This is a genomic window from Streptomyces sp. NPDC051578 (assembly GCF_044454045.1).
Classification (GTDB): Bacteria; Actinomycetota; Actinomycetes; order Streptomycetales; family Streptomycetaceae; genus Streptomyces.
The window spans coordinates 1,082,708-1,095,374 of the sequence record NZ_JBITDH010000001.1; the positions used below are offsets into that span (position 1 = coordinate 1,082,708).

Annotated in this window: 10 protein-coding genes and 2 rRNA genes (1 of these 12 only partly in view); 2 read left to right on the forward strand and 10 right to left on the reverse strand. The window is 67.4% G+C overall.

Annotated features, from left to right (window positions below; genetic code table 11):
- The 5 genes from ACIA6C_RS04865 to thyX all read right to left on the reverse strand — a co-directional run.
- Positions 1-37: ribosomal RNA gene (locus ACIA6C_RS04865) — 23S ribosomal RNA — on the reverse strand (it extends 3,068 nt beyond the left edge of the window).
- 40 nt (positions 38-77) lie between these two features.
- Positions 78-1,602: ribosomal RNA gene (locus ACIA6C_RS04870) — 16S ribosomal RNA — on the reverse strand.
- Together the 16S and 23S rRNA genes form the textbook arrangement of a ribosomal RNA operon.
- 643 nt (positions 1,603-2,245) lie before the next feature.
- A complete protein-coding gene (locus ACIA6C_RS04875) occupies positions 2,246-3,931 on the reverse strand; it encodes a ribonuclease J (RefSeq protein WP_399272948.1) in 1,686 nt (561 codons plus the stop codon).
- A gap of 142 nt (positions 3,932-4,073) precedes the next feature.
- On the reverse strand, positions 4,074-4,973 hold the full coding sequence (gene dapA, locus ACIA6C_RS04880) for a 4-hydroxy-tetrahydrodipicolinate synthase (RefSeq protein WP_399272950.1): 900 nt from the start codon (positions 4,971-4,973) through the stop codon (positions 4,074-4,076).
- 262 nt (positions 4,974-5,235) lie between these two features.
- The gene (thyX, locus tag ACIA6C_RS04885) at positions 5,236-5,976 is read right to left on the reverse strand and encodes an FAD-dependent thymidylate synthase (RefSeq protein WP_366083105.1); all 741 of its coding nucleotides are present in this window, start codon (positions 5,974-5,976) and stop codon (positions 5,236-5,238) included.
- A 274-nt stretch (positions 5,977-6,250) separates the two neighbouring features.
- Between thyX and ACIA6C_RS04890 the strand changes: the two genes are divergently transcribed.
- Positions 6,251-6,490, forward strand: a complete 240-nt coding sequence (locus tag ACIA6C_RS04890) for a hypothetical protein (RefSeq protein WP_361127852.1) — start codon at positions 6,251-6,253, stop codon at positions 6,488-6,490.
- 48 nt (positions 6,491-6,538) lie between these two features.
- The gene (locus ACIA6C_RS04895; RefSeq protein ID WP_399272953.1) at positions 6,539-7,099 is read left to right on the forward strand and encodes a hypothetical protein; all 561 of its coding nucleotides are present in this window, start codon (positions 6,539-6,541) and stop codon (positions 7,097-7,099) included.
- Between the two features lie 58 nt (positions 7,100-7,157).
- On the opposite strand, the gene ACIA6C_RS04900 is transcribed toward ACIA6C_RS04895, so the two are convergent.
- The 5 genes from ACIA6C_RS04900 to rpsO all read right to left on the reverse strand — a co-directional run bounded on the left by ACIA6C_RS04900 (position 7,158) and on the right by rpsO (position 12,599).
- Positions 7,158-7,610 (reverse strand): hypothetical protein, encoded by a 453-nt coding sequence (locus ACIA6C_RS04900; protein ID WP_366083103.1) that lies wholly within the window; start codon positions 7,608-7,610, stop codon positions 7,158-7,160.
- Between the two features lie 19 nt (positions 7,611-7,629).
- The gene (gene dapB / locus ACIA6C_RS04905; protein ID WP_366083102.1) at positions 7,630-8,382 is read right to left on the reverse strand and encodes a 4-hydroxy-tetrahydrodipicolinate reductase; all 753 of its coding nucleotides are present in this window, start codon (positions 8,380-8,382) and stop codon (positions 7,630-7,632) included.
- Between the two features lie 50 nt (positions 8,383-8,432).
- The gene (locus tag ACIA6C_RS04910) at positions 8,433-9,812 is read right to left on the reverse strand and encodes a pitrilysin family protein (protein ID WP_361127864.1); all 1,380 of its coding nucleotides are present in this window, start codon (positions 9,810-9,812) and stop codon (positions 8,433-8,435) included.
- Positions 9,809-12,028, reverse strand: a complete 2,220-nt coding sequence (locus ACIA6C_RS04915; protein ID WP_366082511.1) for a polyribonucleotide nucleotidyltransferase — start codon at positions 12,026-12,028, stop codon at positions 9,809-9,811. The genes ACIA6C_RS04910 and ACIA6C_RS04915 overlap by 4 nt, the downstream gene beginning before the upstream one ends.
- Before the next feature lie 283 nt (positions 12,029-12,311).
- Positions 12,312-12,599 carry a 30S ribosomal protein S15 gene (gene rpsO, locus ACIA6C_RS04920; protein WP_136213493.1) on the reverse strand — a complete coding sequence of 96 codons (288 nt, stop codon included), beginning with the start codon at positions 12,597-12,599 and terminating at the stop codon, positions 12,312-12,314.
- Positions 12,600-12,667: the final 68 nt, after the last annotated feature.

Genomic DNA, 12,667 nt, shown 5'->3' on the forward strand with positions numbered 1-12,667 from the left:
GGTGCCAACTAATCAACGTTCCACCCATGAGCTGACCGTGCAGAACATTTGCCTGCAATCGGTACTGTGCTCCTTAGAAAGGAGGTGATCCAGCCGCACCTTCCGGTACGGCTACCTTGTTACGACTTCGTCCCAATCGCCAGTCCCACCTTCGACAGCTCCCTCCCTTACGGGTTGGGCCACCGGCTTCGGGTGTTACCGACTTTCGTGACGTGACGGGCGGTGTGTACAAGGCCCGGGAACGTATTCACCGCAGCAATGCTGATCTGCGATTACTAGCGACTCCGACTTCATGGGGTCGAGTTGCAGACCCCAATCCGAACTGAGACCGGCTTTTTGAGATTCGCTCCACCTCACGGTATCGCAGCTCATTGTACCGGCCATTGTAGCACGTGTGCAGCCCAAGACATAAGGGGCATGATGACTTGACGTCGTCCCCACCTTCCTCCGAGTTGACCCCGGCGGTCTCCTGTGAGTCCCCATCACCCCGAAGGGCATGCTGGCAACACAGGACAAGGGTTGCGCTCGTTGCGGGACTTAACCCAACATCTCACGACACGAGCTGACGACAGCCATGCACCACCTGTATACCGACCACAAGGGGGGCACTATCTCTAATGCTTTCCGGTATATGTCAAGCCTTGGTAAGGTTCTTCGCGTTGCGTCGAATTAAGCCACATGCTCCGCCGCTTGTGCGGGCCCCCGTCAATTCCTTTGAGTTTTAGCCTTGCGGCCGTACTCCCCAGGCGGGGAACTTAATGCGTTAGCTGCGGCACCGACGACGTGGAATGTCGCCAACACCTAGTTCCCAACGTTTACGGCGTGGACTACCAGGGTATCTAATCCTGTTCGCTCCCCACGCTTTCGCTCCTCAGCGTCAGTAATGGCCCAGAGATCCGCCTTCGCCACCGGTGTTCCTCCTGATATCTGCGCATTTCACCGCTACACCAGGAATTCCGATCTCCCCTACCACACTCTAGCTAGCCCGTATCGAATGCAGACCCGAGGTTAAGCCTCGGGCTTTCACATCCGACGTGACAAGCCGCCTACGAGCTCTTTACGCCCAATAATTCCGGACAACGCTTGCGCCCTACGTATTACCGCGGCTGCTGGCACGTAGTTAGCCGGCGCTTCTTCTGCAGGTACCGTCACTTTCGCTTCTTCCCTGCTGAAAGAGGTTTACAACCCGAAGGCCGTCATCCCTCACGCGGCGTCGCTGCATCAGGCTTTCGCCCATTGTGCAATATTCCCCACTGCTGCCTCCCGTAGGAGTCTGGGCCGTGTCTCAGTCCCAGTGTGGCCGGTCGCCCTCTCAGGCCGGCTACCCGTCGTCGCCTTGGTGGGCCATTACCCCACCAACAAGCTGATAGGCCGCGGGCTCATCCTTCACCGCCGGAGCTTTCAACCCCCACCCATGCAGGCAGGAGTATTATCCGGTATTAGACCCCGTTTCCAGGGCTTGTCCCAGAGTGAAGGGCAGATTGCCCACGTGTTACTCACCCGTTCGCCACTAATCCACCCCGAAGGGCTTCATCGTTCGACTTGCATGTGTTAAGCACGCCGCCAGCGTTCGTCCTGAGCCAGGATCAAACTCTCCATGAATGTTTACCCGTAATCGGGTGAAACACACACTTAGAGCGGGCCAGCCATGGTCGGAATAAGACCGGCTGACCACAACGTCCTCGCTGTGTTCGGTTGCCTGCAAGCACTCCACGAGGGAGCCCCACAGGACTTTTTCAAAGGAACCTCATCCACCGGAGTGGACGGGGTATCAACTTCTGGCGTTGATTTTTGGCACGCTGTTGAGTTCTCAAGGAACGGACGCTTCCTTTGTACTCACCCTCGCGGGTTTTCCTCCGGGCGCTTCCTTTGTTCTTCGTTTTGTTCTTGCGTTTCCGACTCTATCAGACTCTCTCGTGTCCGATTCCCGGTCGAAGCGGGGCTCGCTTTCAAGTTCTTCGCTGTCGCGTTTCCCTTTCCGGCGATTCCAACCTTACCAGACCATTTCCGCGCCGTTTCCAGCTCCGGATTTGAATTCTGCGGCCGTTGGATGGCCTTTCCCTTTCGGGTGGATCCAGACTTTATCAGGTCTCCCCGGGTCCGGTTCCCACCTCCCCGCGGGCGCCGTCCGGGCACACGTGTGTGTCGGGGGGCCGTACGAGGTGGAGACGTAAACGTACTGGAGCGGGCCCCCTCGTTGCAAATCGAGGGGAGCCCGCTCCTGTTCGGGTCGCTACCGCGAGGCTCAGACCTCGACGACGACCGGGAGGATCATCGGACGGCGGCGGTAGCCGTCCGAGACCCACTTGCCCATCGTGCGGCGGATGAGCTGCTGGATCTGGTGCGGTTCGGCGACGCCGTCGGCGGCGGCGCGGGCAATGGCTTCCTCGATCTTGAGGCTGACCGAGCCGAACGCGCCGTCGTCGATGCCCGAGCCGCGGGCCTGGATGTTCGGGCCGCTCACGACCTTGCCCGTGGTGCTGTCGACCACGACGTAGACCGAGATGATGCCCTCGTCACCGAGGATGCGGCGGTCCTTGAGGGAGGCCTCCGTGACGTCGCCGACCGACAGGCCGTCGACGTACACGTAGCCGGCCTGGACCTTGCCGGAGATCCGCGCCTTGCCGTCGATCAGGTCGACGACCACGCCGTCCTCGGCGATCACGATGCGGTCCTTCGGGACACCCGTGAGGGCGCCCAGCTCGGCGTTGGCACGCAGGTGGCGCCATTCGCCGTGGACCGGCATCAGGTTCCGCGGCTTGCAGATGTTGTAGAAGTACAGCAGCTCGCCGGCGGAGGCGTGGCCGGAGACGTGCACCTTGGCGTTGCCCTTGTGCACGACGTTGGCGCCCCAGCGGGTCAGGCCGTTGATCACGCGGTAGACCGCGTTCTCGTTGCCCGGGATCAGGGACGACGCCAGGATCACGGTGTCGCCGGGGACGATCCGGATCTGGTGGTCGCGGTTGGCCATCCGGGACAGGGCGGCCATCGGCTCGCCCTGGGAGCCGGTGCAGACCAGGACGACCTCGTGGGGCGGCAGGTCGTCGAGGGTCTTCACGTCCACGACGAGGCCGGCCGGGACCCGCAGGTAGCCCAGGTCACGCGCGATGCCCATGTTGCGGACCATCGAGCGGCCGACGAAGGCGACCCGGCGGCCGTACTCGTGGGCGGCGTCGAGGATCTGCTGGATGCGGTGCACGTGGCTGGCGAAGCTGGCCACGATGATCCGGTTGTGGGCGTTGGCGAAGACCGTGCGCAGGACGTTGGAGATCTCCCGCTCCGGCGGCACGAAGCCCGGGACCTCGGCGTTCGTCGAGTCGGAGAGCAGGAGGTCGATGCCTTCCTCGCTCAGCCGCGCGAAGGCGTGGAGGTCGGTGAGGCGGTTGTCCAGCGGCAGCTGGTCCATCTTGAAGTCGCCGGTGGCCACGACCAGGCCGGCGGGGGTCCGGATGGCCACGGCCAGGGCGTCCGGGATGGAGTGGTTGACGGCGATGAACTCGCAGTCGAAGGGGCCGAGGGCCTCTCGCTCGCCTTCCTTCACCTCAAGGGTGTAGGGGCGGATCCGGTGCTCCTGGAGCTTCGCCTCGATGAGGGCCAGCGTCAGCTTGGAGCCGATCAGCGGGATGTCCGGCTTCTCCCGGAGGAGGTAGGGGACGGCGCCGATGTGGTCCTCGTGGCCGTGCGTGAGGACGATGCCCTCGATGTCGTCGAGCCGGTCCCTGATGGACGAGAAGTCCGGGAGGATCAGGTCGATGCCGGGCTGCTCCTCTTCGGGGAAGAGGACGCCGCAGTCGACGATCAGGAGGCGGCCGTCGAACTCGAAGACGGTCATGTTGCGGCCGATCTCACCGAGACCGCCCAGGGGGGTGACCCGGAGGCCGCCCTTGGGGAGCTTCGGGGGCGGGCCGAGTTCAGGATGCGGATGGCTCAAAAGTCTCTCCTCACCACGCACGCCACGTACCTCGGAAGGCACGTGGCGCGCATGTCATTCGTGCACTTGCTTTTGTCTGGTGTGGTCTTGCTTGTTCAGTTGTGCGTGTTCGGTTGTGCTTGTTCAGTTGTGAAGTCTGTTGTCAGAGCTCTACCCCGCCGGCGGCAAGATCGATCTTGAGCTGCGCCGTCTCTTCGGCGGTCAGCTCGACCAGCGGGAGCCGCAGCGGACCCGCGGGCAGGCCCTGGAGGTTCAGCGCGCCCTTGGTGGTGATCACACCCTGGGTGCGGAACATGCCGGTGAAGACGGGGAGCAGCTTCTGGTGGATCTCGGCTGCCTTCTGGACGTCGCCGCCCAGGTGGGCTTCGAGCAGCGCGCGCAGCTCGGGGGTGACCACGTGGCCGACCACGGAGACGAAGCCGACCGCGCCGACCGACAGGAGCGGCAGGTTCAGCATGTCGTCGCCGGAGTACCAGGCCAGGCCGCTCTGGGCGATGGCCCAGCTGGCGCGGCCGAGGTCTCCCTTGGCGTCCTTGTTGGCAACGATACGGGGGTGTTCGGCCAGCCGTACGAGGGTTTCGGTGTTGATCGGGACACCGCTGCGGCCGGGGATGTCGTAGAGCATGACCGGCAGCTCGGTGGCGTCCGCGATCGCCGTGAAGTGCCGGTAGAGGCCCTCCTGCGGCGGCTTGCTGTAGTACGGGGTGACCGCGAGCAGGCCGTGGGCGCCGGTGCGCTCGGCCTGGCGGGCGAGCTCCAGGGTGTGGCGGGTGTCGTTGGTGCCGATGCCGGCGATCACGTGGGCGCGGTCTCCGACCGCTTCGAGTACGGCTCGTACGAGGTCGTTTTTCTCCGCGTCGGTGGTGGTCGGCGACTCGCCGGTGGTGCCGTTGACGACCAGGCCGTCGTTGCCTGCGTCCACCAGATGCACGGCAAGCCGCTGCGCGCCGTCGAGGTCGAGTGCGCCATCCGCCGTGAACGGCGTGATCATGGCGGTGAGGACCCGCCCGAAGGGGGTCTGCGGAGTCGAGATCGGAGCCATGGGTAACACGCTACTCGCTGCCACGCTGATGGTGTCCCCTCGGGGGACGTCAACAGGGTGCGGGTCCCCCATATGACTGCGGAGGGTGACGACGGGAGCGGCTGCCGGCGCGACCGGGTTGTTGGAGCCCGGCACTGCCTGCTCGGGGGTTCAAGCAGTGCCGGGTCCGTTTGATCAGCCTAGATGAACTTTCCGAAACGCCGCAATACGGACACTTGGGACTTGCCTTCGGACATCCGTGCGCGACGCGCCGTTCCCGGCCCTACGGCGCGACGCGACCGTTCGCGTTGAAGGCGGCGTAGGTGAGGGGCATGAGCCCCGCCCAGTGCTGCTCCATCTTCTCGCCGACCATCTCGATCTCCCGCTGCGGGAAGGACGGGGTGGTCGCCAGCTCGTGCTGCGTGCGCAGGCCGAGGAAGTGCATGAGCGAGCGCGCGTTGCAGGTGGCGTACATCGAGGAGAAAAGACCGACCGGCAGGACCGAACGGGCAACCTCGCGGGCCACGCCCGCCGCCAGCATCTCCTGGTACGCCTCGTAGGCCCGGCGGTAGGAGTCCTCCATGACGCGGCCGGTCAGTTCCTGCTGCGCCTCGGTGCCCTCGACGAACACGTACTTGCCCGGACGGCCCTCCTGGACGAGCTTGCGATCGCTGTCGGGGACGTAGAAGACGGGCTGGAGCTCCCTGTAGCGGCCCGATTCCTCGTTGTAGGACCAGCCGACGCGGTGGCGCATGAACTCGCGGAACACGAAGATCGGCGCACTGATGAAGAACGTCATCGAGTTGTGCTCGAAGGGGCTGCCGTGACGGTCGCGCATCAGGTAGTTGATCAGACCCTTCGAGCGCTCCGGGTCCTTCTGCAGCTCCTCCAGCGACTGCTCGCCGGCCGTGGAGACACGGGCGGCCCACAGCACGTCGGAGTCGGCGGCGGAGTGCTTCACCAGCTCCACCGTCACATCACTGCGGAAGCTGGGTTTCAGGTCTGTGGCGGCCGTATCGCTCACTGGGGTCCTTCCAAACGTGTCACACCTGGGGCGCGCCCACTCTACGGCGCCCGGCGAGGGTCCCTTCGCAGGCCCGAGGGGGGACGGACCGCACCGGGAGGGCCGACGGGCCGCCGGGTGAACGGACGGATGTCGCGGAATCCGGCACCTATCGGGGCGTTCACGCGTCCTACTGGGAGAAAGACCAGAAGGTCCGGTAGGTCCGCAGAGGCCGGCTGGACCGGCAGCACCGCCAACGGCCCCCGAGGCCCCGACCGCAAGGAGAGTCGCTTCCATGTTCCTCCGGCGCGAACCCGTCCCGTTCACCTTCGTCGCCGAGGCCGACCGATTCCGCAGTAACGTCACTCCGCCGCCGCGCGAGAGTCTGAGCAAGACTCAGCTCGCCGCCCGTACGCTGGTCGGACTGACCGTGGTGGCCGGGCTCGTCGGCTCGCTGCTCTTCGGCATGCCGGCACTGCAGCCCTACAAGGCACCCGGGAAGTCACAGCAGTCGGAGGCCTCCGAGGGGCGGTAGCCTCACGGGCACAGTCCAACCGAACGTGCATGTGAGTGAGGTACAGCCGTGCCCCTGCCCTTCTTGACGGCCGACGGCGTGACCGACGCCGACGAGCACGAGGACGAAGCCCTCCCCCACGAAGACCACGACCGCTGGCGCCGGCCCTACCGGCCCGGCCCCTGGCGGGTGGCGATCGCCGCGCTGCTGCTCCTGCTGACCGCCTTCATGCTGCTGGCCACGATGATCATCGCCTTCGCCGGGGCGTGGGGCGGCGCCGTCGGGTGCCTGGCCGCCGCGCTCGCGGTCCTGGGCGCGACGCTGCGCCTGCTGCTGACGGGCGTGTGGGTGAGCCGCCGGGGTCTGCGCCACGTGGCGTTCTTCCGGACGCGGTCGACCCCGTGGAGCGCCGTCGACCGGATCCGTACGGTGCAGCAGCCGGTGCGCCTGCTGGGGCTGCCGAGGACCGTACAGGGCCAGGCGTTGACGGTCTCCGGTCAGGACGGCTCGGGGCTGACGGTGCTGCTGACCGACCACAACGCCGACTTCCTGACGCGCGGCGAGGCCTTCGAGCGGGCCGCCGACGTGGTGGGGGCCTGGGCCGACGAGTACCGGGCCGTCCCGGTCTGAGGTGACGCGGCGGGCCGTCCCTTCCGGGGCGGCCCGCCGGAGCCCGTACGGGAGCGGTTCAGGCGGCTGCGCGCTGCGCGTCGTGCAGGGCGATCGCCCGCTGCATGGCCTTGCGGGCCCGCGGGGTGTCGCGGGCGTCGTGGTAGGCGACGGCGAGGCGGAACCAGCTGCGCCAGTCGCCCGGCGCGTCCTCGGTCTCGGCCTTGCGGCGTGCGAAGACCTCGTCGGCGGAGTCCCGCAGGATCCGGCCGTACTGGTCCCGCTCCAGCTCGTCCACGGGCAGCGCCCCCTCGGCCTCCAGCTCGGCGGCGAGCCGGTTGGCCTTGGTGACGAAGCGGGTGTTCATCCAGAGGAACCAGATCCCGATGACGGGCAGGACCAGGACCGCCACCCCGAAGGTGACGGTCAGCCAGGTGCCCTGCCGGAGCAGCATCAGGCCCCGGCTGCCGACCAGGACGAAGTAGACGACCAGGACGGCGGCCGTGATGAAGTACGTGATCTTCGCGCGCATGGGTACTACTGCCTGCTCATCAGCCGAGGTCGAGGAAGTGTTCCAGGCCGAAGGTGAGGCCCGGGGTCTGCGTCACGCGGCGCGCGCCGAGCAGGATGCCCGGCATGAAGCTGCGGTGGTGCAGGGAGTCGTGACGGAGGGTCAGGGTCTCGCCCTCCCCGCCGAGCAGCACCTCCTGGTGGGCCAGCAGCCCGCGCAGGCGGATGGCGTGCACCGGGACGCCGTCCACGTCGGCGCCGCGGGCCCCGTCGAGGGCGGTGGCGGTGGCGTCGGGCTGGGCCCCGAGGCCCGCCTCGGCGCGGGCGGCCGCGATCAGCTGCGCCGTACGGGTCGCGGTCCCGGAGGGGGCGTCGACCTTGTTCGGGTGGTGCAGCTCGACGACCTCGACGGATTCGAAGTAGCGGGCGGCCTGGGCGGCGAACTTCATGGTGAGGACGGCGCCGATGGAGAAGTTCGGGGCGATGAGCACCCCGGTCTCCGGGGAGCCGGCCAGCCAGGTGTTCAGCCGGGCGAGGCGGTCCTCGGTCCAGCCGGTGGTGCCGACCACCGCGTGGATGCCGTGGCCGACGAGGAAGTCGAGGTTCTCCATCACCGAGTCCGGGGTGGTCAGCTCGACGGCGACCTGGGCGCCGGCGTCCACCAGCGTCTCCAGCTTGTCCCCGCGGCCGAGGGCGGCGACCAGCTCCATGTCGTCGGCGGCCTCGACGGCCTTGGCCGCCTCGGAGCCGATGCGGCCCCGGGCGCCGAGTACCGCCACGCGCAGCTTGCTCATGTTCGCTTCCTTAGGTGCGTACGTGCGCACGTGATGACGTGCTCACGGGACTAGGCGACCGCTTCGTCGAGGCGGGCGGCCTGCTTCTCCTTGAGCGGCCCGATCACCGCGAGGGACGGCCGCTGGGCCAGTACGTCCCGCGCGACCGCGCGGACCTCGTCCGGGGTGACGTCGGCGATGCGGCCGAGCATCTCGTCGACCGACATCTGGTCGCCCCAGCACAGCTCGCTCTTGCCGATGCGGTTCATGATCGCGCCGGTGTCCTCCAGGCCGAGGACGGTCGAGCCCGAGAGCTGGCCGACGGCCCGCCTGATCTCCTCGTCCGTGAGCCCGTCCGAGGCGACCTTGTCGAGCTCGTCGCGGCAGATGCGCAGCACGTCGTGGACCTGGCTGGGCCGGCAGCCCGCGTAGACGCCGAAGAGGCCGGTGTCGGCGAAGCCGGAGGTGTACGAGTACACGCTGTAGGCCAGGCCCCGCTTCTCGCGGACCTCCTGGAAGAGCCGCGAGGACATGCCGCCGCCGAGGGCGGTGTTCAGCACGCCGAGCGCCCAGCGGCGGTCGTCGGTGCGGGCCAGACCGGGCATGCCGAGGACCACGTGGGCCTGCTCGGTCTTGCGGCTGACCATGTCGACGCGGCCCGCGGTGCGGATGCGCTTGGTGCCGCCGCGCGGGCCGACCGGCTCGGCGTCGGTACGGGTGAGCGCCCCGGCCTTCTCGAAGGCCGCGCGGACCTGGCGGACGACCTTGTTGTGGTCGACGTTGCCGGCGGCGGCCACGACCAGGCGGGTCGGGTCGTAGTGCTTCTTGTAGAAGCGGCGGATCCGGTCGGCGCCCAGGGCGTTGATGGTGTCCACGGTGCCGAGGACGGGGCGGCCGAGGGGGGTGTCGCCGTACATGGTCTGCGCGAACAGGTCGTGGACGCAGTCGCCGGGGTCGTCCTCGGTCATCGCGATCTCTTCGAGGATGACTCCGCGCTCGGCGTCGACGTCCTCCTCGCGGATCAGCGAGCCGGTGAGCATGTCGCAGACGACGTCGATGGCCAGCGGCAGGTCGGTGTCGAGCACCCGTGCGTAGTAGCAGGTGTACTCCTTCGCCGTGAAGGCGTTCATCTCGCCGCCGACCGCGTCGATCGCGGAGGAGATGTCGAGGGCGCTGCGCTTGTCGGTGCCCTTGAAGAGGAGGTGCTCCAGGTAGTGCGTGGTGCCGCCCAGGGTGGGCGTCTCGTCACGGGAGCCGACGTTCGCCCAGATGCCGAAGGTGGCCGAGCGGACGGAGGGGAGGGTCTCGGTGACGATGCGCAGACCGCCGGGCAGGACGGTGCGGCGGACGGTGCCGATGCCGTTCTGCCCCTTGAGCAGGGTTTGGGTACGGGCGACGGCCCGCCCCTCGGAAGAGGGGCGGGCCGTCACACGGGAACTACGCGACGTCACTTGTCGGAGTCGTCCTTCTCGGCGTCGGCAGCGTCTTCGCCCTCGATCACGGGGACGAGGGAGAGCTTGCCGCGGGAGTCGATCTCGGCGATCTCGACCTGCACCTTGGTGCCGACCGCGAGCACGTCCTCGACGTTCTCCACGCGCTTGCCACCGGCGAGCTTGCGGATCTGCGAGATGTGCAGCAGGCCGTCCTTGCCGGGCATGAGGGAGACGAAGGCACCGAAGGTGGTGGTCTTGACGACCGTACCCAGGTAGCGCTCGCCGACCTCCGGCATGGTCGGGTTGGCGATCTGGTTGATCGTGGCGCGGGCGGCCTCGGCGGCCGGGCCGTCGGCGGCACCGATGTAGATGGTGCCGTCGTCCTCGATCGTGATCTCGGCGCCGGTGTCCTCCTGGATCTGGTTGATCATCTTGCCCTTGGGGCCGATGACCTCGCCGATCTTGTCCACGGGGATCTTGACGGTGATGATCCGCGGGGCGTTGGGGGACATCTCGTCCGGCGTGTCGATCGCTTCCATCATCACGTCGAGGATGTGGAGGCGGGCGTCGCGGGCCTGCTTGAGGGCGGCGGCCAGGACGGAGGCCGGGATGCCGTCGAGCTTGGTGTCCAGCTGGAGCGCGGTGACGAACTCCTTGGTGCCGGCGACCTTGAAGTCCATGTCGCCGAACGCGTCCTCCGCACCGAGGATGTCGGTGAGGGCGACGTAGTGGGTCTTGCCGTCGATCTCCTGGGAGATCAGGCCCATGGCGATGCCGGCGACGGGGGCCTTGAGCGGCACACCGGCGTTCAGCAGCGACATGGTGGAGGCGCAGACCGAGCCCATGGACGTCGAACCGTTGGAGCCGAGGGCCTCGGACACCTGGCGGATCGCGTAGGGGAACTCCTCGCGCGTCGGCAGGACCGGCACGATCGCGCGCTCGGCGAGCGCGCCGTGGCCGATCTCGCGGCGCTTGGGCGAACCCACGCGGCCGGTCTCGCCGACGGAGTACGGCGGGAAGTTGTAGTTGTGCATGTAGCGCTTGCGGGTCACCGGGGAGAGGGTGTCCAGCTGCTGCTCCATGCGGAGCATGTTGAGGGTGGTGACGCCCAGGATCTGGGTCTCGCCACGCTCGAACAGCGCCGAGCCGTGCACGCGCGGGATGGCCTCGACCTCGGCGGCGAGGGTACGGATGTCCGTGATCCCGCGGCCGTCGATGCGGACCTTGTCCTTGATGACGCGCTCGCGCACCAGGGCCTTGGTCAGGCTGCGGTAGGCGGCGGAGATCTCCTTCTCGCGGCCCTCGAAGGCCGGGAGGAGCTTCTCGGCGGCGATGTCCTTGACGCGGTCGAGCTCGGCCTCGCGGTCCTGCTTGCCCGCGATGGTCAGCGCCTGGGAGAGGTCGCCCTTGACGGCGGCCGCGAGGGCCTCGTACACGTCGTCCTGGTAGTCCAGGAAGACCGGGAACTCGCCCTCGGGCTTGGCGGCCTTGGCGGCGAGGTCGGACTGCGCCTTGCACAGGACCTTGATGAACGGCTTCGCGGCTTCGAGACCGGCGGCCACGACCTCCTCGGTCGGCGCCTCGGCGCCGCCCTTGACGAGGGCGATGGTCTTCTCGGTGGCCTCGGCCTCGACCATCATGATCGCGACGTCGCCGTCCTCGAGGGTGCGACCGGCGACGACCATGTCGAAGACGGCGTCCTCAAGCTCGGTGTGCGTCGGGAACGCCACCCACTGGCCGCGGATCAGCGCGACGCGGACGCCGCCGATCGGGCCGGAGAAGGGCAGACCGGCCAGCTGCGTGGACGCGGAGGCGGCGTTGATCGCCACGACGTCGTACAGGTGGTCGGGGTTGAGCGCCATGACCGTGGCGACGACCTGGATCTCGTTGCGCAGGCCCTTCTTGAAGGACGGGCGCAGCGGGCGGTCGATCAGGCGGCAGGTGAGGATCGCGTCCTCGGAGGGGCGGCCCTCGCGGCGGAAGAAGGAGCCGGGGATCTTGCCGGCGGCGTACTGGCGCTCCTCGACGTCCACCGTCAGGGGGAAGAAGTCGAGCTGGTCCTTGGGCTTCTTCGACGCGGTGGTCGCGGAAAGCACCATCGTGTCGTCGTCCAGGTAGGCAACGGCGGAGCCGGCGGCCTGGCGGGCCAGACGGCCCGTTTCGAAGCGGATGGTGCGGGTGCCGAAGGAACCGTTGTCAATGACGGCCTCGGCGTAGTGGGTCTCGTTCTCCACTAGCGTTTTCTCCATTTTCGTCGTCTCCGTCCGCCACCCGTGTGGTGGTGGACGGTTGCGGAGAAGCGCTCCTGGCGTGCGGGCCGGTCTTCGATCGAAGCACCCGGTTCGTAGCCTTCCGGGGCTTTCCGGATGCCACTACCGAGGACCGGCGGCGTAGGGAGGGCGCTCCTCCTCTTCAGTTGTGCACCTGCGACCAGACTACAAAGCGTCCGGTACGTCTCGCACGTACAGCAAAGGGAGCGGTCCCATCGGTGTGGGAACCGCTCCCTTCACAGCGTCTTTACTTGGCGCCGGCCGCACCGCGGCGGATGCCGAGGCGCTCGACCAGCGTACGGAAGCGCTGGATGTCCTTCTTGGCCAGGTACTGCAGCAGGCGGCGGCGCTGGCCGACCAGGATCAGCAGACCACGACGGGAGTGGTGGTCGTGCTTGTGGGTCTTGAGGTGCTCGGTCAGGTCCGAGATGCGCTTCGAGAGCATGGCGACCTGGACCTCGGGGGAGCCGGTGTCGCCCTCCTTGGCACCAAACTCTGCGATGATCTGCTTCTTCGTAGCGGCGTCAAGCGGCACGCGTACTCCTCGTTTGGGTCTTCGTAGCCACCGAGTGCCCCAGGTCGAATTCTCTGGGGATCTTCCGT